22 protein-coding genes are annotated in these 21950 nt (G+C 69.9%); 9 read left to right on the forward strand and 13 right to left on the reverse strand.

What is annotated here, in order from left to right:
- Window positions 1–64: 64 nt before the first annotated feature.
- From AC0HS0_RS08930 to galU, 4 genes are read left to right on the forward strand one after another with little or no spacing between them, the layout of a single operon-like run.
- On the forward strand, window positions 65–1579 hold the full coding sequence (locus tag AC0HS0_RS08930) for a glycosyltransferase family 2 protein (protein ID WP_472963297.1): 1515 nt from the start codon (window positions 65–67) through the stop codon (window positions 1577–1579).
- A complete protein-coding gene (locus AC0HS0_RS08935; protein WP_472963299.1) occupies window positions 1572–3050 on the forward strand; it encodes a glycoside hydrolase family 26 protein in 1479 nt (492 codons plus the stop codon). The genes AC0HS0_RS08930 and AC0HS0_RS08935 overlap by 8 nt, the downstream gene beginning before the upstream one ends.
- A gap of 48 nt (window positions 3051–3098) precedes the next feature.
- Entirely contained in the window at window positions 3099–4505 is a 1407-nt protein-coding gene (locus AC0HS0_RS08940) for a UDP-glucose dehydrogenase family protein (protein WP_472963300.1), read from the forward strand.
- A gap of 46 nt (window positions 4506–4551) precedes the next feature.
- On the forward strand, window positions 4552–5526 hold the full coding sequence (gene galU / locus AC0HS0_RS08945; protein ID WP_472963302.1) for a UTP--glucose-1-phosphate uridylyltransferase GalU: 975 nt from the start codon (window positions 4552–4554) through the stop codon (window positions 5524–5526).
- Between the two features lie 21 nt (window positions 5527–5547).
- Here the strand turns inward: galU and AC0HS0_RS08950 are convergent, their stop codons facing one another.
- Window positions 5548–5874 (reverse strand): hypothetical protein, encoded by a 327-nt coding sequence (locus AC0HS0_RS08950; protein ID WP_472963303.1) that lies wholly within the window; start codon window positions 5872–5874, stop codon window positions 5548–5550.
- Window positions 5875–5911: 37 nt separating this feature from the next.
- Here AC0HS0_RS08950 and AC0HS0_RS08955 point away from each other — a divergent pair, with 37 nt between their 5' ends.
- A complete protein-coding gene (locus AC0HS0_RS08955; RefSeq protein ID WP_472963306.1) occupies window positions 5912–6682 on the forward strand; it encodes a GNAT family N-acetyltransferase in 771 nt (256 codons plus the stop codon).
- A 196-nt stretch (window positions 6683–6878) separates the two neighbouring features.
- On the opposite strand, the gene AC0HS0_RS08960 is transcribed toward AC0HS0_RS08955, so the two are convergent.
- From AC0HS0_RS08960 to AC0HS0_RS08970, 3 genes are all read right to left on the reverse strand, one after another.
- Window positions 6879–7949, reverse strand: coding sequence for a threonine aldolase family protein (locus tag AC0HS0_RS08960; protein WP_472963308.1), 1071 nt, complete (start codon window positions 7947–7949; stop codon window positions 6879–6881).
- Between the two features lie 87 nt (window positions 7950–8036).
- Entirely contained in the window at window positions 8037–8774 is a 738-nt protein-coding gene (locus tag AC0HS0_RS08965; protein ID WP_472963309.1) for an SDR family oxidoreductase, read from the reverse strand.
- Window positions 8771–10216 carry a DUF6421 family protein gene (locus AC0HS0_RS08970; protein ID WP_472963311.1) on the reverse strand — a complete coding sequence of 482 codons (1446 nt, stop codon included), beginning with the start codon at window positions 10214–10216 and terminating at the stop codon, window positions 8771–8773. The genes AC0HS0_RS08965 and AC0HS0_RS08970 overlap by 4 nt, the downstream gene beginning before the upstream one ends.
- A gap of 183 nt (window positions 10217–10399) precedes the next feature.
- On the opposite strand from AC0HS0_RS08970, the gene AC0HS0_RS08975 reads away from it, so the two are divergent.
- Entirely contained in the window at window positions 10400–11152 is a 753-nt protein-coding gene (locus tag AC0HS0_RS08975) for a DNA alkylation repair protein (protein ID WP_472963313.1), read from the forward strand.
- Window positions 11153–11161: 9 nt separating this feature from the next.
- On the opposite strand, the gene AC0HS0_RS08980 is transcribed toward AC0HS0_RS08975, so the two are convergent.
- Window positions 11162–11482 carry a hypothetical protein gene (locus tag AC0HS0_RS08980; protein WP_472963314.1) on the reverse strand — a complete coding sequence of 107 codons (321 nt, stop codon included), beginning with the start codon at window positions 11480–11482 and terminating at the stop codon, window positions 11162–11164.
- Window positions 11479–11946, reverse strand: coding sequence for an SRPBCC family protein (locus AC0HS0_RS08985; RefSeq protein ID WP_472963315.1), 468 nt, complete (start codon window positions 11944–11946; stop codon window positions 11479–11481). The genes AC0HS0_RS08980 and AC0HS0_RS08985 overlap by 4 nt, the downstream gene beginning before the upstream one ends.
- A 194-nt stretch (window positions 11947–12140) precedes the next feature.
- On the opposite strand from AC0HS0_RS08985, the gene AC0HS0_RS08990 reads away from it, so the two are divergent.
- Window positions 12141–13037 carry an SDR family NAD(P)-dependent oxidoreductase gene (locus AC0HS0_RS08990; protein WP_472963316.1) on the forward strand — a complete coding sequence of 299 codons (897 nt, stop codon included), beginning with the start codon at window positions 12141–12143 and terminating at the stop codon, window positions 13035–13037.
- 45 nt (window positions 13038–13082) lie between these two features.
- Here the strand turns inward: AC0HS0_RS08990 and AC0HS0_RS08995 are convergent, their stop codons facing one another.
- The 5 genes from AC0HS0_RS08995 to AC0HS0_RS09015 form a co-directional block, all read right to left on the reverse strand.
- Window positions 13083–13973: an ABC transporter permease gene (locus AC0HS0_RS08995; protein ID WP_472963319.1), complete on the reverse strand. Its 891-nt coding sequence runs from the start codon at window positions 13971–13973 to the stop codon at window positions 13083–13085.
- Window positions 13974–13981: 8 nt separating this feature from the next.
- The gene (locus AC0HS0_RS09000; RefSeq protein ID WP_472963320.1) at window positions 13982–15019 is read right to left on the reverse strand and encodes an aliphatic sulfonate ABC transporter substrate-binding protein; all 1038 of its coding nucleotides are present in this window, start codon (window positions 15017–15019) and stop codon (window positions 13982–13984) included.
- Between the two features lie 114 nt (window positions 15020–15133).
- Complete coding sequence (locus AC0HS0_RS09005) at window positions 15134–15982, reverse strand: ABC transporter ATP-binding protein (RefSeq protein ID WP_472963323.1); 849 nt, start codon at window positions 15980–15982, stop codon at window positions 15134–15136.
- 103 nt (window positions 15983–16085) lie between these two features.
- On the reverse strand, window positions 16086–16403 hold the full coding sequence (locus tag AC0HS0_RS09010) for a hypothetical protein (protein WP_472963325.1): 318 nt from the start codon (window positions 16401–16403) through the stop codon (window positions 16086–16088).
- 56 nt (window positions 16404–16459) lie between these two features.
- Window positions 16460–17308, reverse strand: coding sequence for an exodeoxyribonuclease III (locus tag AC0HS0_RS09015; protein ID WP_472963327.1), 849 nt, complete (start codon window positions 17306–17308; stop codon window positions 16460–16462).
- A gap of 55 nt (window positions 17309–17363) precedes the next feature.
- Here AC0HS0_RS09015 and pyrE point away from each other — a divergent pair, with 55 nt between their 5' ends.
- Together pyrE and AC0HS0_RS09025 are read left to right on the forward strand one after the other, a co-directional pair.
- Window positions 17364–17921, forward strand: coding sequence for an orotate phosphoribosyltransferase (pyrE, locus tag AC0HS0_RS09020; protein ID WP_472963328.1), 558 nt, complete (start codon window positions 17364–17366; stop codon window positions 17919–17921).
- A complete protein-coding gene (locus AC0HS0_RS09025; RefSeq protein WP_472963330.1) occupies window positions 17921–20503 on the forward strand; it encodes a hypothetical protein in 2583 nt (860 codons plus the stop codon). The genes pyrE and AC0HS0_RS09025 overlap by 1 nt, the downstream gene beginning before the upstream one ends.
- Before the next feature lie 7 nt (window positions 20504–20510).
- On the opposite strand, the gene AC0HS0_RS09030 is transcribed toward AC0HS0_RS09025, so the two are convergent.
- Together AC0HS0_RS09030 and AC0HS0_RS09035 are read right to left on the reverse strand one after the other, a co-directional pair.
- Window positions 20511–21062 carry a DUF4303 domain-containing protein gene (locus tag AC0HS0_RS09030; RefSeq protein WP_472963331.1) on the reverse strand — a complete coding sequence of 184 codons (552 nt, stop codon included), beginning with the start codon at window positions 21060–21062 and terminating at the stop codon, window positions 20511–20513.
- A gap of 42 nt (window positions 21063–21104) precedes the next feature.
- Entirely contained in the window at window positions 21105–21905 is an 801-nt protein-coding gene (locus AC0HS0_RS09035) for an HAD-IIA family hydrolase (RefSeq protein WP_472963333.1), read from the reverse strand.
- Window positions 21906–21950: the final 45 nt, after the last annotated feature.

Here is a 21950-nt window from a genome sequence, read left to right on the forward strand (position 1 = left end):
GAACCGATCAGATCCCCACCGTCGTGGATGCCACCCCCATTCAACTCAGTGAGAGGTCTGCCTCGTGTTCATCTTCCTGCTGCAACTCCGGCACATGCTCGGCGGACATCCGGAGTTCTACTTGTTCGCCATCTACTCCGCCCTGATCTGGGTCATCTGGATCGTGAAGGTCCTGATGTCCCGCCGTTACCGCCCCTACACCGGCGAGTTCACCGGCACCACCAGCGTGGTCGTCCCCGTCGTGGATGAGCCGCTGGACCTGTTCCGCGATGTGCTCGGCCGGATGGTCGAGCAGAAGCCGGGCGAGATCATCGTGGTGATCAACGGCGCCCCGAACCCGGAGCTCGCCGAGGTGTGCGAGGAGTTCGCCCCGTTGGTGCGGTGGGTGCACACCCCGATCCCGGGCAAACGGAACGCCGTGATGATCGGGACGAAGATGTCCACCGGCGAGATCACCGTGCTGGTGGACTCCGACACGGTGTGGACGCAGAACACCCTCAGCGAGCTGGTCAAGCCGTTCGCCGACCAGCGCGTGGGCGGCGTGACGACCAAGCAGCGGATCCTGGAGCCGGAGCGGTCCTGGATCACCCGGTGGGCGGACTGGCTGGAGAACTCCCGGGCCCTGTACTCGATGCCGGCGCAGAGCGTGGTCGGGCAGATCGGCTGCCTGCCGGGGCGCACGATCGCGTTCCGGCGTTCGATCCTGATGCGGGTGATGGAGAAGTTCATGACCGAGAAGTTCCTCGGCGTGTTCCTGGAGGTCTCCGACGACCGCACGCTGACGAACCTCACCCTCAAGGAGGGCTACCGCACGGTGTATCAGCACACCAGCCTGGTCTACACGGATGCCCCCTTGAAGGTGAAGAAGCTCTTCAAGCAGCAGCTGCGCTGGGCCCGCGGAAGCCAGTACAACACCATGCGCATGCTCCCCTGGATGCTCGGCCACGCGCCGATCCTGTCGTTCTTCTTCGTGATGGACATCCTGCTGCCATTCATCCTCGCCGGCGTGATGGGCGGCTGGGTGTACCGGTCGATCACGGGCGAGGGATACAACTTCTACGAGGGCTTCCTGAAGTCCTACGGCATCCAGGGCGGCATCATCACCGTCGTCGCCCTCATGGTCGCCTCGTCGGTGATCAGCATGTCGATCCGCCAGATCCGGCACCTCTCCGAGAAGCCCAGCGACTTCTTCCGCCTGCCGGTGTTCATCATCGTCTCGACGTTCTTCCTCATGCCGATCCGCCTCATCGGGTTCTTCCGCATGGCGCACGCCAGCGGGTGGGGCACCCGGGCCGGCGCGTACGCCGGAGGCCCCGGTGAGATCAGCTCGGAGGACGAGATCGCGTCCTTCGGGTCGACCACCGGTCCGCGGTTGGAGCTTCCCGAAGCGGTCGGCGGTGTCACCACTGCGACAGCCGTCGCCACCCGCGCCGAGGCGAAGACGCAGGCCAAGACGCAGGCCAGGGCGACCACCAAGAAGTCCACGAAGCCGGCGCGCCGCAAGCTCAACCCGCTCGCCGCCATCCCGTACCTGATCGGAATCGCGATCCTGACCCTGGAGGCCCTGTTCCTTGTCTAGCCCGACCTCTACCCTCAGCAGCCGAGCCCACTCCTGGTGGGCCCAGTCCAAGTCGCGGTCGCAGGCGACCGCCGCCGCGTTCATCGCCCTCGCGATGGTCCTCGTCGGCATCTCCGCCTACGTCTGGGTGTCGCCCACGGGCGCCCCGCTCCGCAACGCGGTTGCGGACGCGACGCAGACGATCACCCCGTTCGCCGCGCAGAACGCCGAGCTCAAGCGCAACCTGAATCGGGCGACGCAGACCATCGCCTCCCAGAAGGGCAGGATGACCGCGATGCAGGCTCAGGCGCTGGCCGCCCAGGCCGGCTCGGCCAAGCAGCTCGCGGCCGCCCAGCAGAAGGCGCTGGCGGCCCAGAACGAGCTCGCGAGCGTCAAGGCGCAGCTCACCGCCGCCCAGGCGAAGGGCGGGCACTCGTCCACCGGCGCCGGGGCGTCGGGCAAGCCGGCGTCGAACTCCGGATCCGGCAACGGGTCGACCCCGGTCACCGCGCCCGCTCGTGCGGACCTCCTGAACCCGTCCACCCGTTACTTCGGGATGTACACCGACCAGGCGCCCTTCAACTGGGCGACCTTCGACGCGACCAGCTCGAAGATCGGCGTCTCGCCGAACCTGGTCGGCTACTTCCAGGGCTGGGACCAGACCTTCCGCGCCGACGCCGTCACCCGCTCCTGGCAGCAGGGCCGGATGCCGATGATGACGTGGGAGTCGCGGCCGATCAACGCGGACAACTCGTCCAACTGGGCCCCGGACTACTCCCTGCCGAAGATCATCGGAGGCGACTTCGACGCCTACCTGCACCAGTACGCGAAGGACATCGTCGCCACCGGGCTGCCGCTCGCCTTGCGGCTCGACCACGAGATGAACGGCATCTGGTACCCGTGGTCCGAGACCGACGGCTCGGGCAAACCCATCAACGGCAACAACCCCGGCGACTACGTGAAGATGTGGCGGCACGTCCACGACATCTTCCAGCAGGAGGGCGCGAACGACCTGGTGGTCTGGGTGTGGGCGCCGAACATCGTCAACAATCTCCCCGCATCGCACAAGGCGGCCGGCTACCTCGAGAACCTGTATCCGGGCGACGACTACGTCGACTGGGTGGGCCTCTCCGGCTACCTGCGCCCGCCGTTCAAGTCCGACAACGACTTCAGCTTCGACTACACGTTCAAGCCGAGCCTCGACAAACTGCGGAGCATCACGAAGAAGCCGATCATCCTGGCGGAGGTGGGGGCCTCCGAGACCGAGGGCCACAAGACCGCCTGGGTCACCTCGTTCTTCGACAGTCTCGCCAAACCCGAGAACTCCGACGTCATCGGCTTCTCGTGGTTCAACCTCGCCGTGACCAGCTATGTGGAGGGCGTGCGCGCCACCAACGACTGGCGCATCGACTCCCGGCCCGACACGTTGTCGGCGTTCATCGCCGGTCTCACCAGACCGGAAGACGACTTCACGCTGACCCCGGCCCAATAGACACCGTTCACTCGTAGACCCCGTTCACTCGCCACGGAAGGAACGCACTTGACCTCCACCTCCTCCACCAAGAAGCCCAAGGACCAGCCGGCCCCGCGCATCAGCGTGATCGGCACCGGCTACCTCGGCGCCACGCACGCCGCGGCGATGGCCGAGCTCGGCTTCGACGTCATCGGTGTCGACACCGATCCGCACAAGGTCGCCGAGCTCACCGAGGGCCGCGCGCCCTTCTTCGAGCCGGGCCTGCCCGAGCTGATCCGCAGCAACGTCGCAGCCGGGCGGCTGCGGTTCACGACCGACATCGCGGAGGCCGTCGCGGTCTCCGACGTGCACTTCATCTGCGTGGGCACCCCGCAGCAGTCCGGCTCGTTCGCCGCGAACCTGAGTTACGTGGAGGCCGCGGCGCGCGGCATCGCCGCCCACCTGACGCACGACGCCCTGATAGTCGGCAAGTCGACCGTCCCGGTCGGCACCGGGGCCCGGCTGCGGGCGATCGTCGCGGAGGCCGCGCCGGCGGACGTGGACGTCGAGCTCGTCTGGAACCCCGAGTTCCTGCGCGAGGGCAAGGCCGTCGACGACACGCTGCGCCCCGACCGGCTCGTCTTCGGTGGAACGTCCGAGAAGTCGGAGGCCGCCCTGCGCCGGGTCTATGCGAAGCCGATCGCAGACGGCACGCCCGTGCTGGTCGCCGACCTCCCCACCGCCGAACTGGTGAAGGTGAGCGCCAACGCGTTCCTCGCCACCAAGATCTCGTTCATCAACGCGATCGCCGAGGTGTGCGACGCGGCAGGAGCGGACGTCTCGCTGCTGGCGGACGCGCTCGGCCACGACGCGCGCATCGGGCGGCAGTTCCTCAACGCCGGCCTCGGCTTCGGCGGCGGCTGCCTCCCGAAGGACATCCGCGCGCTCATGCACCGCTCGAACGAGCTCGGCGCGCACGCCGCGGTCGGCCTCCTGCAGCAGGTGGACGAGATCAACATGGGCCGCAGGCAGCGCGTCATCGACCTGGCCCTGGAGGCGCTGGGCGGTTCTGTTCTCAACCGCCGCATCGGCGTGCTCGGCGCCGCGTTCAAGCCGCACACCGACGACGTCCGCGACTCACCCGCGCTCAACGTCGCCGCCGCGCTGCACCTGCGCGGCGCGCAGGTGGTCGTCTACGACCCGCAGGCGCGCGGCACCGCGCAGCGGCTGTTCCCGACCCTCGGCTACGCGGACTCGATGGAGGACGCCGTGGGTGGAGCCGACCTGACGGTCGTGCTCACCGAGTGGGACGAGTTCACGGAGGCCGACCCGTCGCGGCTGGCGGCGCTGGCGAACGGAAGCACCGTCATCGACGCGCGCAACTGCCTGGATGCCCCCGCGTGGAACGCCGCCGGCTGGACCGTCCTCGGCATGGGCCGGGTGCCGGAAACCGCCGCGCTCGTCCCCGACGCCCTCCCCGTCGCCATCCACTGACCACCGCCGCTGGGCGAAGACACAACCGCAAGAGAGCGAGTTCCCTATGAACAGTCACGTTACGAAGGCCGTGATCCCCGCGGCAGGTCTCGGCACCCGGTTCCTGCCGGCGACCAAGGCGATGCCCAAGGAGATGCTGCCGGTCGTCGACAAGCCGGCCATCCAATACGTGGTCGAGGAGGCCGTCAGCGCCGGCCTGAACGACGTCCTGATGATCACCGGGCGCAACAAGAACGCGCTCGAGAACCACTTCGACCGCAACGCCGAGCTCGAGGACACCCTCGTCAAGAAGGGCGACACCGACAAGCTGCGCAAGGTGAGCTACTCGACCTCGCTCGCCGACCTCCACTACACGCGACAGGGCGACCCTCGGGGGCTGGGTCACGCTGTGCTGCGCGCCAAGGCGCACATCGGCCACGAGCCGTTCGCGGTGCTGCTCGGCGACGACCTCATCGACGAGCGCGACCCATTGCTGGCCCGCATGCTGCAGGTGCAGCACGCGCTCAACACGACGGTCGTCGCCCTCATGGAGGTGCCGCCGGAGAGCATCCACCTGTACGGCGCGGCAGCGGTCGTCGAGACGGACCAGGAGGACGTCGTCCGCATCACGGGCCTGGTCGAGAAGCCGAGCCGCGAGAACGCGCCGTCGAACTACGCCGTGATCGGCCGGTACGTGCTGCGCCCCGAGATCTTCGACATCCTCGAGAAGACGGCGCCGGGCAAGGGCGGCGAGATCCAGCTCACCGACGCTCTCGAGGGCCTCGCCACGGCCCCGGCATGGACGGGCGGCGTGCATGGCGTGGTCTTCCGCGGGCGTCGCTACGACACCGGCGACCGGCTCGACTACCTGAAGGCGATCGTGCAGCTCGCCGTCGCGCGCGACGACCTCGGCCCCGAGCTGCTGCCGTGGCTGCGCGAGTTCGCCGAGAATGCGGGACCCGCCGACACGGGAAGCATCCCGGCGCTGCCGCTGCCGATCGAACCGGCGGCCCGTCAGCTGCTGCAGATCGCGGGCGCCTGAGCGCCGTCGCCCCGGCCGGCGCTAGTGGAGGCCGAGCCGCTTGAGCGCGTGCTTCTCGCTCTCGCCGCGCTCGGCCTCCACCTCGTCGATCGCGATCGGGATGCTCGGCCCGATCGCGAGCCAGACGAAGCCGTCCCTGTGCACCAGCGGAACGAGGTCGGTGGTGCCGTCGCGCAGCAGCGTGCGCACGCGCTTGAGCAGGGCGTAGCCCTCCGTGGGCATCGTGACGTAGGTCTTCCTGCGGTAGTGCACGACGTGCGCAACGGTCTTGGCGCTCAGCCCGGCGACCTCCGCCGCCGGGAACGGCTCCGCGACGGCCTCGGGTGCGGCGTCCTTCGTGTCGGTCATGCCCTGCACGGTACGCCGAGTGCGTTAGCGTCGACAGATGCCTCTTCCCACTCCCGACCTGCTCGATCGCCTCGCCGACCGCGGCTGGCCCGCGCTCGAGACCGAACAGCTGGGAGGCTGGACGCTCCGCGCGTCCGGAGGCGTCACCAACCGCGCGAACTCGGTGCTGGCCTCCGCCGCTGCGAGAGACCTGGAGGACGCGATCGCCCAGGCCGAGGCCTGGTATGCCGAGCGCGGCCTCCCGACGGTCTTCCAGGTCAGCCCGGCGTCGCCGCCCGCACTCGCGAGGGCGCTCGATCAGCGCGGCTACCGCGAGCACTCGCCGACGGACATCCTCGTCGCCGATCGCGAGGCGGTCGCCTCCGCCACCCGCACCGCACCCGCCGCTCCCGCCGTTCACATCGCGGACGCGCCTCGGCCCGGCTGGCTCGACACCTGGTGGGAGGTGGACGGCCGTGGCGGGGATCGCGAAAGGGAGATCGTCGCCCGCATCCTGACGGGAGGTCCCGCCCTCTACGCCTGGTCCGGCGACCCCGAGGCTCCCGACGCGGTCGCCCGGCTCGCTGTGGCGGGCGAGTGGGGAGGCCTTTACGCGGTCGCGACTCTGCCGCGCGCCCGCCGCCGTGGCCTTGCCCGCGCGCTCGCAGGGGCGCTCGCGGTCGCCGCGGCCGACCGTGGCGTCGAGCGGCTGTGGCTGCAGGTGCTCGCCGACAATGCGGCCGCGCATGCCCTCTACGCCGAGCTCGGCTTCGTGCGGGCGTCCGGCTACACGTATCGGGAGCAGGTACGGCTGGCACGACCCTCGTGAACCACGATGCCGGGCGGTGTGGATACTAGGGTTACTCCACACAGCCCGGCATGCGTTTCGGGGTTATCACCGGTGGATTATTCGGGTTCCTCCGACGACTCTTAGAGACTACCAAAGATGTCGGTCATATGGAGGACATTCTTGTACCCCGGTCTGTCCCCAATCTGAGGGGTACGGCCCCTCAGCGCCGACTGGCTCAGGCGGCCAGCTCGTCGACGAGGGCGGCCACGAAGTCGTCGATGTCCTGCTCGGTCGTGTCGAACGAGCACATCCAGCGCACCTCGTTGCGCGACGCATCCCAGTCGTAGAAGCGGAAGTGCTCGCGCAGCCGGTCGGCGACGCCCGCGGGGAGCGTGGCGAAGACGCCGTTCGCCTCGGTGGCCTGGCTGAATCCGACGCCCTCGATGCTGCCGTCGGCGATGCCCGCCTCGAGAGCGCCGCGCAGGCGGGAGGCCATCGCGTTCGCGTGCGTCGCCGAGCGCAGGTAGAGATCGTCGTGCAGCAGCGCGATGAGCTGGGCCGAGATGAAGCGCATCTTCGAGGCCAGCTGCATGTTCAGCTTGCGCAGGTAGAGCAGCCCCTCCGAGGAGGCAGGGTTGAGGATCACAACCGCCTCGCCGTACAGCATGCCGTTCTTGGTGCCGCCGAAGCTCAGCACGTCGACGCCGGCGTCGGTGGTGAACGCGCGCAGCGGCACGCCCAGGGTCGCGGCGGCGTTCGAGATGCGGGCGCCGTCCATGTGCAGCTTCATGCCGCGCGCGTGCACGTGGTCGGCGATCGCGCGGATCTCCTCCACCGTGTACGCGGTGCCGAGCTCGGTCGTCTGCGTGATCGACACGACGAGCGGCTGTGCGCGGTGCTCGTCGCCCCAGCCCCACGCCTCCCGGTCGATCAGCTCGGGCGTCAGCTTGCCGTCGGGGGTCTCGACCGGCAGCAGTTTGAGGCCGCCGACCTTCTCGGGCGCTCCGGCCTCGTCGGTGTTGATGTGCGCCGTCTTCGCGCAGATGACAGCACCCCAGCGGGGGACCATCGACTGCAGCCCGACGACGTTCGCGCCGGTGCCGTTGAACACCGGGAACACCTGGACGCCCTCACCGAAGTGCTCGGCGAACACGTCGTGGAGGCGCTCGGTGTAGACGTCCTCCCCGTACGAGATCTGGTGGCCGGCGTTGGCCGCGGCGATGGCGTCGAGGATCTCGGGGTGCACACCCGCGTAGTTGTCGGAGGCGAACCCGCGCAGGTTCAGGTCATGGAGTTGAAGCGTCACCAGTCCATCCTAGATTCCGTAGAAGGGGTCGAGATTTGCGGCAAATGTCGTCTTGGCGCGGGCGTATCGCCGCATTCGGCGCAAATGTCACGCCTCGGCGGTGAGGGGGAGGCGTGCGCCGTTGATGGCGGGGGCGTCGGTGTCCCAGAGGGCAACGACCTCCGCGCCGAGCCGCTCCTCCAGCCCGGTGAGCGTCTTGACCACGAAGACGACCGCGGCCGACTGCGGCGCCTGCTTGGTGAAGCCCTGCGCCACGGCACGCGTCCACGCGTCGGCGGCCGCCTTCGCCGCGGCGTAGTTCGCGCCGCCGGCATAGGGCGAGTCGACGGCGGTGGAGGACACGATCGCGAGCCGGCCGGCCGGCGACGCGACCAGGTCGTCGTAGAACACCCGAGTGGTGTTGCGCAGCGTGCGGAAGCCGTGCTCCAGGAACTCCCAGTCCTCGTCGCTCTGACCGGCGATGCCGCCGCCCCCGCGCCAGCCTCCGACCAGGTGCACCAAGCCGTCGATGCGGCCGAACTTGAGGTGGATGCGCATGGCGAGCTCGGCCACGGCATCGCGGTCGGCCAGATCGCAGACCCGTGTGTCGACGCCGGGCACTGCGGCGGCGAGCGTGTCGAGAGCCTCCTGCCGGGTGCCGACGGCGAGAACCGTCGCACCGGCCGACGTGAGCGCGCGCGCCACCGCCTCGCCGGACGCGCTCGTCGCTCCCGCGATCAGCACCAGCCGGCCGGCCGCGCCGTCCCCGGCCGCGTTCGTCGCCGGCGCCGGCCCGGTCTCTTCGGGTGAGAACCGAGCCGGCGCCGAACCTTCGCGATCCGTCACGCGTCGTCCGTCGCGCCGGTGATACCGGACGTGGACTCGATGACGGCGGCCATCTTCTTGTTGAGCGCCTCGTAGAACATCGACAGCGGGAACTCGTCGTCCAGCACCGCGTCGGTGTAGCCCTTGGGCGCGCCCGACAGGATCTCGTCCGAGAGCCCCCGCGCCCAGTTGGAGGCGGGGTGCGGGGTGAGCGTCTCGGTGAGCATCTCGTACGCGGCGAGCCAGTGCGCCACCTTCGGGCGGTCGATGGAGCGCCAGTACAGCTCGTTGATCCGGTCGCTGAGCGCCACGACCACGTCGGGCACGGCCTCCCAGTCGATGGTGAGCTGCGTGTCGGTCCAGTGCAGCACGTCGTGCTGGTGCATCCACGCGAACAGCAGCTGGCCGCCGAGCCCGTCGTAGTTGCGTACGCGGCTGCCGGTGATCGCGAATCGGAAGATGCGGTCGAAGATCACCGCGTACTGCACGAGCTTCGCGTGGTCGCGGATCTCGCGCTGCGCCTCCGACAGCTCCGAGTCGGGGAGGGCGCCCAGCTCGCGCTGCAGCCGCACCGACTCGCGGAACGCGGTCAGGTCGCAGCGCAGCTCCTCGAGCGAGTAGAGGAAGAACGGCATCCGCTGCTTGATCATGAAGGGATCGAACGGCAGGTCGCCGCGCATGTGGCTGCGGTCGTGGATGATGTCCCACATCACGAAGGTCTCCTCCGTGAGGTGCTGGTCGTCCAGCATCCGCGCCGCGTCCTCCGGCAGCTCGAGCTTGGTGATCTCGGCGGCGGCACGCACGACGCGTCGGTAGCGGGCGGCCTCGCGGTCCTGGAAGATGGCGCCCCAGGTGAACCGTGGGATCTCGCGCATCGCTACGGTCTCCGGGAACAGCACGGCGGAGTTGGTGTCGTAGCCGGGCGTGAAGTCCACGAAGCGCAGCGCGACGAACAGCTTGTTGCCGTAGTCGCCGGCCTCGAGCGCTGCCACGAAGTCGGGCCAGATCACCTCGACGAGCACGGCCTCCACGAGGCGGTTCGTGCTGCCGTTCTGCGTGTACATCGGGAACACGACGAGGTGGCCGAGCCCGTCGACGCGGTGCTGCTGCGGCTGGAACGCGTTCAGGGCGTCGAGGAAGTCTGGCACCCCGAAACCCTCGTCGGCCCAGCGGGCGAAGTCGCGCTGCAGGGCGGCGAGGTACGACGCGTCGTGCGGGAAGAACGGAGCGAGCTCGGCGACCGCCTCGACGATGGCGGCGGTGTGCTCGGCGGCGGCGGCCTTGTCGGAGTCCAGCTCGACCGAGCCGTCCTTGACCTGGAGGCCCTGGAGGGCGGTCGCCGCTGCTTTGAGCCGCACCCACGACGGATGCGTCGCGACCTCGCGCACCGACCGGCCGTCCTCGACGACCTCGGGCTCCCCGACAATGGCTCCTGCAGTGAACTGCGGGACGAATTGAGACATGACGAACCTCCCGTCGTGCGATCGGCCGCGGTCGCGGCAGTGCGATGGGCGCGCGCATGCGCACCCTTCTTTCGAGCCTAACCGCGAAGACCGGACGATTTCTTGACAGTTTCGACGGAAACGTGCGCGGCCAGGTGATTCTGCGCACGAAACCCTCGTAGTCGTGCTCGCTAGAGTGCTGTCGTGACCACCGCCTCAGACGTTCAGCAGGCGCTCGCCGCCGTCGCCGACCCGAGCGACGCCGTCTTCCTGCAGCGGTTCTTCAAGACCGGCCCCGGCGAGTACGGCGAGGGCGACGTGTTCATCGGCGTGCGCGTGCCGCAGACGCGAGCGGTCGCGAAGCGGTTCGCGGATCTCCCGCTGGCGGAGGTGCAGGTGCTGCTCGACAGCCCCGTCCACGAGCACCGACTGGCCGCGCTCATCGTGCTGAACGCGACGTTCGCGCGGGTGAGCGACGTCCGTCGGCGTGACGGCGAGGAGCGCGGACGACTGGCCGACTTCTACCTTCGGGCCGTCCGCGGCGGGCGTGTGAACAACTGGGACCTCGTCGACGCCTCCGCCGAGTACGTGCTCGGCGCCTACCTGGTGGACCGGCCGCGCGAACTGCTCGATGCGCTCGCGGCCAGCCCGGTGCTCTGGGAGCGCCGGGTCGCCGTGCTGTCGACGTTCGCGTTCCTCAAGCGAGGGGACGCCTCCACGACGCTGCAGCTCGCCGCCCGGCTGCTCGACGACCCGGAGGACCTGATGCACAAGGCCGTCGGGTGGATGCTGCGCGAGACGGGCAAGCGGGTCGACCGCGGGCTGCTCCTCGGCTTCCTCGACGCGCACGCCGCGAGGATGCCGCGCACGATGCTCGCATACGCGACGGAGCACCTCGACGCGGAGACCCGGGCAGCGTATCGGGCGGTTCCGCGGGAGGTGGGCCGACGCCCTTAGCCGTCGCCCTTAGTCGTCCCCCGGCCGCCGGCCCGGGCTGCGTTCGGCCACGATCGAGACGTCGAGCTCCTCCGGCGCGGGCAGATCGCCCGAATCGTCCGGGCCACCCGCTCCTGGTCGCAGCGCCGTGTCGCCGGACGACTCGCGCTGCCTCACCTCGGTCTCGCGCTCGCTGCCAGGGCTGTACGAGCGATCCTTGGCCGTATGCTCCGCGTCGTCCAACGGCGCCGTGGTGTCACCGGCCGTGCCACTGTCGGCGTGGCCGGACGTGTCTGCGGCACCGGACGCCTCGTCGTTTCCAGAAGCCCGGTGCCGCGCGTGCGAGCTCATGCCCGGCCGCCGGGTTCGACCTCGCCGCGCCACGACCCGGTCTCGACGGGCTGGTCCTCGATGAACTCCTTGAAGTTGCGGAGGTCCTTCTTCACCGCATGGTCGTCGACACCGAAAACCGCGCCGACCTTCTCGAGTGCGTCTCCCGGCTGCCAGTCGAACTGCACGGTCACCCGGGTGGAGGTGTCGGACAGGCGGTGGAAGGTCACCACGCCGGCGTGTACGACGTCACCGGCGACGCTCTTCCAGGCGACCCGTTCGTCGGGATGCTGCTCGCTGATGACCGTGTCGAACTCCCGGGTCACGCCGCCGATCGTCACGCGCCAGTGATTGGTGGTGTCGTCGACCTGGCGGATCTCGTCGACCTCGTCCAGGAAGCGCGGGAAGCTCTCGAACTGCGTCCACTGGTTGTAGGCGGTCGTCACGGGCACGTCGACGTCGATGCTCTCGGTTACTTCGGCCATGATTCGGCTCCTCTCGTCGGTGGATTCTGATCGTCGGTGGATTCTGATCGTCGGTGGATTCTGATCCGCGGTGGATTCTGATCCGAGGCCGACGCTAAGCTCCCGCCTCCGACCGATCGAGGGGTCGACACCGGCATCCGTTGGTGGGATGAGTCTCGGGGCAGCCGTCCGGGCCGACCTGGGATGATGGACGCATGGCGAGAACCGTTCGTGGCGCACGCGTCCTGATCACCGGCGCTGCTTCCGGCATGGGGCGGCTCTACGCCGAGCGCGCCGTTATGGAGGGCGCCAGAGCCGTGGTGCTGTGGGACCGCGACGCGGTAGGGCTTACCGCCCTCGCCGACCGGCTCCGTGGGGAGATCCTGTCCGGCCGTACGGCGGCGGCCTGGGGCGCCCCGGCGGCGTCGCCCAGCTCTGCCGGCGGGAGGTCGGGCACGAGCATCCATCCCTACGCTCTCGACCTGGGCGAGCTCGGCGGGATCGCGCAGGCCGCCCAGGCGGTGCGCAAGGAACTCGGCGGCGTCGACGTGCTCATCAACAACGCCGGGATCGTACGCGGCAAGTACTTCTGGGAGCACGACAACGGCGACGACACCCGCGCGACGATGCAGGTCAACGCGCTGGCGCCGATGTACACGACGCGGGAGTTCCTCCCCGCCATGATCGCGAGCTCCCGCGAGGCGCGTATCGTCAACGTCGCCTCGGCGGCAGGAACCCTCGCGAATCCGAGGATGAGCGTGTACGCCGCCAGCAAGTGGGCGGTGATCGGCTGGAGCGACAGCCTCCGCATCGAGCTGGAGCAGCAGGGCTTCGGACACGTCAAGGTCACGACGGTGGCGCCGAGCTACATCGACACCGGGATGTTCGAGGGCGCGCGCGGGCCACTTCTCACTCCTGTGCTGACGCCGGAGTACGTCGTCGATCGGGTGTGGAAGGCGATGCTCGCGGGCAAGCCGATGCTGATGCTCCCCTGGTCGGTCGGGCTGGCCAAGACGTTGAAGGGCGTTCTCCCCGTGCGGGTGTGGGACCTGCTCGCCGACCGCGTCTTCGGCGTCTACACCTCCATGGACGAGTTCACCGGCCGACGGTAGCCGACCGGGCATCCCGTTCGCGGTGCGGCGCTACGCCCAGGAGTGTCACGCCCAGCGGCGGTTCGTCCACCGTTCGAAGAGCCCGACGAGCGAGTCGGTGAGCTTGCCGAGGATCGCCAGCAGGATGATCGCGAGGAACAGCCGGTCGGTGCGTCCGTTGTTCTGCGAGTCGCTGAGAAGGAATCCGAGACCCATGGACGACGCGATCAGCTCGGCGGCCACCAGGAACAGCCAGGCCTGGGCCAGTGCGAGCCGGAGCCCGGAGATCACCGCAGGCAGCACCGACGGAAGCTGGACGGTGGTGAACAGGCGCACGCCGCCCAGTCCGAACGCGCGTCCGGCCTCCACCAGCTGGCGGTCGACATGCCGGAGCGCCGCGGCCACGGTGGTGTAGACGGGAAAGAAGGCGCCGATCGCGATGAGGATGATCTTCGAGTCCTCGCCGATCTTGAACCACAGGATCAGCAGGGGCACCCAGGCCAGCGACGGCACCGCGCGGATGGCGCCGAGCGTCGGACTGAACAGGATGTCGCCCAGGCGGGAAAGGCCGACCACGGCGCCGAGCGCCAGACCGAGGGCAGCGCCGATCGCGAAGCCGATCAGCACCCGCTGGGTGGAGATGGCGACATAGAGACCGAGGAGGCCGCGCTGGGCGAGGTCGACTGCGGCGTCGACGACCATCGCGGGAGTGGGCAACTGCGACGAGGTGAACGCGCCTGAGGTCGAGGCGAGTTGCCAGATCACCAGCAGCGCCACCGGGATGAGGGCGCCACCGACCACCCGCACCCAGCGCCGCGAGAGGAACGGCGTGCGCGCCGTCCCGACCGTGGCCTCCCGCGGGGTCTCGCGTGCGACCGACGTCGCGACGAGAGCCTCGCCAGGGCCGCCGACGACGATCAGCGGACCCCTGCCGTCCGGCGTGTTCTGGGCGGTCATGGGCGTGATCAGCCGCCGATCGCGCTCGGGTCGGCCTTCTTGGCGAAAGACGGGTCGAGCAGGCTGCCGAGCGCGGTGTCGATGTCTTTCTGCGTGCGCACGTCGCCGGACTGGACGAACACCGGACCGACCTTCTTCAGCACCTTCAACTGCGCGTCGCCGGGGATGTTCGATACGTCGAGGTTGGTGCGCTGCGAGATCACCGTCGTCGCGACGGCCGGGTCGATGCCGGCGACCTCTGCGAGGATCGTCGCGGTCTCATCCTTGTGCTTCAGCGCCCAGGCGCGCGCGTACTCATAGGTGTTCACGACCGTCTGAGCGACATCGGGCTTCGACGAGACGAACGACTCCGTCGCGTTGAGGAATCCGTAGGTGTTGAAGCCGACGTTGCGGTAGATCAGCTTCGCACCGGACTTCTCGGCGTTCGCCATGATCGGGTCCAACCCGCTCCAGGCCTGCACCGAGCCGCCCTGCAGCGCAGCCCATCCTTCGGCGTGCTGGAGGTTCTGGATCGTGACATCGTTCGCCGACAGCCCGTTGGCCTCCAGCGCCTGAAGCAGGAAGAAGTAGGGGTCGGTGCCCTTCGTCGCCGCGATCTGCTTGCCCTTCAGCTGCGCGACGGAGGTGATGTCGGAGTTCGGGCCGACGACGATCGCCGACCACTCGGGCTGCGAGAAGATGTCGATGGTCTTGATGTCGGAGCCGTTCGCCCGGGCGAGCAGGGCGGCAGAACCCGCCGTGGAGCCGACGTCGATCGCGCCCGAACGCAGCGCTTCGTTGGCCTTGTTCGAGCCGGCCGACTGCACCCAGTTCACGGTGATGTGCTGCTTCGCGAGCGCCTTCTCGAGCCAGCCCTCCTTCTTGATGACGAGGCTGAGCGGGTTGTAGGTGGCGAAGTCGATGTTGAGGGTGCCGCCCTCGGTGCCGCCGGCCGAGCTCGTCGAGCCCGACGCGGAGCCTTCGCCGGCGACGCAGCCCGAGAGCAGCAGGGCGGCGGAGGCCGCGAGGGCGGCGGCAGCGGTGACGAGCGTGGATCTGCGGTGCATGGTTCGGGATGCCTCTCGGTTCTGGTGGTGTCTGGTGGGTGCGGCTCGCAGGTGCTGTGGGACGAGCCTCGCGGATCCGCCGCCGCGACGGCGGTGATCCGGTGAATCTGTGGATCAGTAGGGGAAGACGGGGATTGTGGAGGAGTTCAGGTCGTCCAGCGCCCTGCCGTGCCGGTCGATGCCGAGGCCGTCGAGCAGTTCGGCGCGCAGCTCCGCCAGCGCGGCCGACCCGCGGTCGCGCGGCCGTGCGCCCGGGACGATGACGACGCGACGGATGGTCGCGCCGTCCCGTCCGTCCTCGCCGCCCAGCAGGATGATGCGGTCGGCGAGCTGCAGGGCCTCGTCGACGTCATGCGTCACGAGGAGGATCGTCGTCGGGGCGGCGGAGTGGACATCGAGCAGGAGGTCCTGCATCCGGAGCCGGGTCAGCGCGTCGAGAGCTCCGAACGGCTCGTCGAGCAGCAGCACGCCGGGGTTGCGGGCGAGTGCCCGTGCCAGGGAGGCCCGCTGGGCCATTCCGCCGGAGACCTCCCGGGGGCGCAGTGCGGCCGAGGCTTCGAGGCCGACGATGTCGAGGAGCCGCGCGACGCGCTGCGCGCCCTCCGCACGATCCAGCCTGCGCGGGAGGCCGAGCGCGACGTTGTCGGCGAGGGAGCGCCAGGGAAGCAGTCGCGGCTCCTGGAAGCCGACGGCGCACCGCGCGTCGATACCCGCGACCGGTGTGCCGTCGATGCGTACCGTTCCGGCGGTCGGGGCGTCGAGGCCGCCCGCGATGCGCAGCAGCGTCGACTTGCCGCAGCCGCTCGCACCGAGGATCGCGACGACCTCGCCTGCGTCGATCGTCAGCGAGACATCGCGGAGGACCGTCCGCGACTCCGGGGGTGCGCCCTTCCGCTTCGCCGCCGCGAAGGCGCGACCGATCCCGGCGAACTCGACGGGATACGCGGACGAGGGAGAGACCATGGTGACTTCGACGGTATCGACAGTGGGCCAGCGGGTGCTCTCGCGGCGAAACAACGCGTAACGAAACTGCAGGAGCGCGACCCGCCGGCGGTGAGGGCGGTCGTCAGAAGGTGGCGCCCGGCACTCCCGAGATCACGAGCGCTGCTCCGACGACCCACACCAGCACCGCGGCCGTGATCCCGGAGATCGGCACCCAGAAGCTCACGCGACGCAGCACCATCAGAACGACCGCGACGACGATCGCCGCGAGGGTGACGAGCGCCGGTCCGAGGAGGGCGACGAGGAAGCCGGCGTTCATCCGTCCTGTGTCGCAGGCGGTGGCTCCGCCGCACGGATCGCTCGCGAACACCAGGAAGAACGCGAAGAACGTGAGCACGGCCGCGATCACGATGGCGACGGCCGAAAGGACGGACGACGTCACGATGTCCCAGGTGATCGGCGCCCGCGTGGTTCTGGGCGGGCGCGGCGCGCCCACGCTCACCAGATCATCGGGCGGTCGTCGTCGTCGTCGTCGGCCGCGCCGGCCTCCGACAGCTCCACGAGCACCGGGACGTGGTCGCTCGGGGCATCGCCCTTGCGCTCGTTGCGGTGGATGCTCGCATCGACGACTCGATCGGCGAATGCCGTCGACCCGAGGATGAAGTCGATCCGCAGCCCCTCGTTGCGGGGGAACCGCAGCTGCTTGTAGTCCCAGTACGTGTATCCGTCGGGCACGATCGGGCGCACGACATCGGTCAGCCCGACCTTCTCGAACGCTGCGAACGCGGTGCGCTCGGGAGGCGAGATGTGAGTGGACGCACCGGGGATCAGACTCGGGTCGCCGACATCGGAGTCGAGCGGCGCGACGTTCCAGTCGCCCATCAGCGCGAACGGCTGGTCGGGCCTCTCACTCAGCCAGCGCTGCGTGTCCGCGGCGAGTGCTGCGAGCCAGTCGAGCTTGTAGACGTAGTGCGGGTCGTCGAGCGCCCGGCCGTTGGGCACGTACAGGCTCCACAGCCGGATGCCCTCGACGGTCGCACCGATCGCGCGCGCCTCCTTGGGCAGGTCGGGGCCGTCGTGGTCCTTGAGGAAGCCGGGCATGTCGGGGAAGCCGATCTCGACGTCTTCGATCGGCAGCCGGGCGGCGATGGCCACGCCGTTCCACTGGTTCAGCCCGTGCAGCACGACCTCGTAGCCGGCCGCCTCGAAGGCCTCGTAAGGAAACTGCTCCGGCTTGCACTTGATCTCCTGCATGGCCAGCACATCGACGTCCTCCCGGACCATCCAGTCCACCACCCGGGCGACTCGGGTGCGGATGGAGTTCACATTCCAGGTGGCGACGCGCATGTCCCGATCGTATCGGCCGCCACCGACCCGCTGCCGAGGGCACCGAGCCCGTAGAATGTCAGACGTGACCGACGCACGACAGCAGCTCATCGACTTCATCTCGGCCGAGGCCGTCTTCCACGGCGACTTCACGCTGACCAGCGGCAAGAAGGCCAGTTACTACGTCGACCTGCGCAAAGTGAGCCTCGACCACCGTGTCGCGCCGCTCATCGGCCGGGTGATGCTCGATCTGATCGACGGCGTCCCCGACGTCGTCGCCGTCGGTGGCATGACGATGGGCGCAGACCCCGTGGCGGCGGCGATCCTGCACCAGGGCGCCGCGCGCGGGCTGGCCTACGACGCGTTCGTGGTCCGCAAGGAGCCGAAGGATCACGGCCGGGGCAAGCAGGTCGAGGGCCCCGACCTCGAGGGCAAGCGCGTGATCGTGCTCGAAGACACCTCCACCACCGGAGGTTCACCGCTCAAAGCGATCGAGGCGCTGAAGAAGGTCGGTGCCGAGATCGCCGGCGTCGCGGTCGTCGTCGACCGCAACACGGGCGCACGCGAGGTCATCGAGTCGGCCGGTTACCCCTACTTCGCCGCGATCGGCCTCGAGGATCTGGGGTTGGAGTAGTGGCGGAGCACCGCGACTCCGGCACAGGAGGCCGACCGGACCAGCCGGAACACGAGCAGCCCCACGATGACGCCGAGCCCGATTTCGGCAGCTCGGAGTGGCTGCTCGCCCAGCTGACCGGCGGTCGGCGCGTTGAGCGCGCGGACGAGCCGGACGAGGCTCCCGACGTGTCGGCCGCCGCATCGACCGAGGCGTCGCCGAGCGGGGGCGAGGCGTCCGCTGAGACCGGGTCGCCGACGGGGGAGGCCGCGCCCGCCGATGAACCCGCCGATGAGCCCGTGGCTGCCGTCGGCTTCGCGGACCTGCTCCGTGATCCGGTCGCGCCGGCGCCCGACGAGACGCCTGACCCGATCGACGACGCCACCGGCCCGATCGTCACCGCGCCCCAGGGTTTCGTCTGGAACCTGACGTCGCGGCAGAGTGGAGACCGCGACGAGGAGAACGCCTCGGCCGCTGATCAGGCTCCGGAGGTCGACGCGACCGAGGCCGATGACGCTTCGGCCGACGACGCCGGCACCCTGCCTGTCCGCCGCACGAACTTCGTCGAACCGACGGCCACGAGCCGGCCGGCACCCGCTCCCGTCGTTTCGCCCGAAGTACCGCAACCCGAGGCGCCGCAGCCCGAGGCGCCGGTCGCAGCGCCAGCCATGCCGGTGACCTTCGAACCGCCCAGTTTCGTCGCCGCGCTGCGCATGCCGCGCCCTCCGGAATGGGGCGATGGCCCGTCGGTGCCGCCAGAGCCGCCGGCGTCGAGCGACAGCACCCCGGCCGCGGACGAGCCGGGAGTCGACGCCCAGCCGCGCGCCACGGAGCCCGTGGAGGCCCGACCGGAACCACAGCCGCCGACGACGGACACCGCACCGCTCCAGGGTCACGGGCTGGCCGCCCTGCTCGGGGGCTCGCCCCAGCAGGAGCGTCCCGCACCACGCCCGCTCCTCGGCGACACGACGGGGATCATCCCGCTCCCGCCCACCTACACTCCGCCGGCCGCGACACCGCCGGCCGCGACACCGCCGGTCGCGACACCGCCGGCCGCGACACCGCCGGTCGCGGAGCCGTCACCGACGCCGGATGCGGTGACCACCGACGCGGCGACCGCCGAGACAGCGGCCCCGGTCTCGCGTCGGGAGGCGCTCCGGGCGGAGGAGGAGGCGGCGTCGACGGCCGCGGCCGTTCCGCCTCCGCTGATCGAACCTGCGCCTCCGGAGGCCGTCCGCCCGCAGGGCGCGGCGCCTTTCGGCGGTGCAGCGCAGACCGAGGCGATCCTCGGCGCTCCGCCGTCTCCGGCCACCAGCCCGTTCGACGCCGAGGCGCTCGCCGCCGCGTCTGCCGAGCCGCCGACCGCAGCGATTCCAGCCCAGCCGGAGGCCACCACTGCGCCGGAGGCCACCACCGAGCCGGAGGCCGAACCTGAGCTGAAGGCCGAACCTGAGCCGCAGAGCACCGACGAGCCGGACGGCATCGCAGCTCTCTTCGGCGGCTTCGCCCTGGACGACGACTCTGCGGCGGACTCCAGCGAGAGTGTCGATGACGATGCGATGCGAGCCGACGACACGCACGCCGACGACACGCAAGCCGACGACACGCAAGCCGACGACACGCAAGCCGACGACACCGCGTACACCGCTGCGGAACCGGAGGCCGCTCCCACGGATGCCGCGCACGGCGGCACACTCGGAATCGACGCCATCCTGTTCCCGGAACTCGCCGCCGACGCGGCAGGGGCCCCCGCTGCTGCAGTTCCCGAGCCCTCCGCGGCGATGGAGGGCCCTCAGCTGGGTTCGGACTCCGCCGCCGACTTCGACGACCTGGACGCGATCGCGCCACCGACCGTCGCCTTCGACGCGGCAGCTGCAGCGCGCGAGCCGCTGACGTCCTCCGCGCCCACCCCTGCGCCCGCTGCGTCGACAGCCGCACCACCGACGACCGCGCCCGGCGCGACCCCGCCGGCCCCGCCGGAGCCCCCGAGGGGCCCGCGAGACCCGCGGTTCAACCGCCGGGTCTACCTCATCGCCGGCGTGCTGGCCGTGCTGCTCGTGCTCGTGGGTCTGTTCGCCCTCGGAACGCGCATCCCTTCGCTGTTCGGTGCGGCCGCTCCCTCTGCGCAGGCGTCGGCGTCCCGCACGCCCTCGGCGTCTCCGACGCCCACCCCGACCCCCACGCCGACGGTGATCCCCAAGCCGGCGGCGGCAGTCGGTCCGGGCGACCACGCCTGGGACACCCTCGGCGGCGGCGAGTGCATCCAGCCGTACACGTCGCCCTGGGCCGAGACGTTCACCGTCGTCGATTGTGCGGCCGATCACACCGCCCAGATGGTCTACACCAACCTGATCTCGGCCGATCCGGCGGCCCCGTACCCGGGTGCGGATGCACTCGCGCAGCAGATCAACGCGCTCTGCACCGCGGGCGGCGTGATCGACCTGAACGCCGCCGGGGCGTTTCCCGACCTGCAGGTGCAGGGCACGTTCCCGGCGACGGAGGAACAGTGGAAGAGCGGCCAGCGCTCCTACTACTGCTTCGCCAGCCGATCGAGCGGTCAGCCGCTCAACACCTCCGTGCAGGGGCAGGGTCCGACCGGCTGACCCCCGCTCAGTGCGTCCGGTCGTACTCGTAGCGGTCGAGGGCGGAGGGCGGGTTGAGCCGGCGGGCGAAGGCCAGCTCGAGCTCGGCGTCGCGCCGGCCCGGGACGGTCACATTGACGACGACGGCGTCGCGCTGCGCGCCGACACCGAACACGCCTTCGGCGTCGAGATCGGCCAGGGCGGCGACCATGACCTCCCGCAGCCGGTGGTTGACGTCCGACGAGCGTTCGAACGGGTCGCCGAGGCTGTCGAACAGCCGCTCCACTTCGCGGAAGTACGCGTCACCGTAGAACGCGAACGGTGACTCCAGCTCCGACCAGCGCAGCTCGTCGGGCAGCAGCTCGACTCCCTGCTGCCGGTAACCGGCGACCGTTCGGGCGAGCCCGTCGTACGACGCAGCGGTCGGCGCCGGACGGTGCGACTGGGCGGTGGTGGCGAGGCCGAAGTAGTAGAAGGATTCGCCCGGGTGGATCGAGCGGAGGTCGTCCCAGGCCGATCGTGCCGCTTCTCGGACGGCGACGCGCACGAGGTCGTAGGTTGTAGAAGCGGGGACGCCCATGGTGGTGCTTCTTTCTGGTGGCGGCGACCGAACGTCCTGGGGTCAGAGATCCGACTCGACCGGACCCGCGGTGATGAGCTCGTGGACTCCCGAGAGGATCTCGTCGGGACGGAACGGGTAGCGGTCGATCTCGGCCTGGTCACTGATGCCGGTCAGCACCAGGATGGTGTGCAGGCCAGCCTCGATGCCCGCGACGACGTCGGTGTCCATGCGGTCGCCGATCATCGCGGTGTTCTCGGAGTGCGCGCCGATGCGGTTCAGCGCCGAGCGGAACATCATCGGGTTCGGCTTGCCGACGACGTACGGCTCCATGCCGCCCGTCGCCTTGGTGATCATCGCCGTCACGGCGCCCGTCGCGGGCAGCGGGCCCTCTGCGCTCGGGCCGGTGGCGTCTGGGTTGGTCGAGATGAAGCGGGCGCCGGCGCCGATCAGCCGGATCGCCTTGGTGATCGCGTCGAAGGAGTAGCTGCGGGTCTCGCCGACGACCACGTAATCGGGGTTCGTGTCGGTCATGATGAAGCCCGCCTCGTGCAGAGCGGTGGTCAGCCCGGCCTCCCCGATGACGTAGGCGCTGCCGCCGGGGGCCTGCGACTTGAGGAAGTCGGCGGTGGCGAGCGCGGAGGTCCAGATCGATTCCTCCGGCACGTCGAGCCCGGAGGCGCGGAGGCGTGCGGCGAGGTCGCGCGGCGTGTAGATCGAGTTGTTGGTGAGCACGAGGAAGGGCGTGCCCTGATCGCGCCACTGCTGGATCAGCTCGGGCGCGCCGGGGAGGGCCGCGTTCTCGTGGACGAGCACGCCGTCCATGTCGGTCAGCCAGCACTCGATCTCGTCGCGTCGCGCCACGCAGAACCCCTTCCGAAGGTGAGTTGACGCCCCCAGCTTATTGCC

The sequence above is a fragment of the Leifsonia sp. PARNA 1/14 genome, from assembly GCF_055720965.1.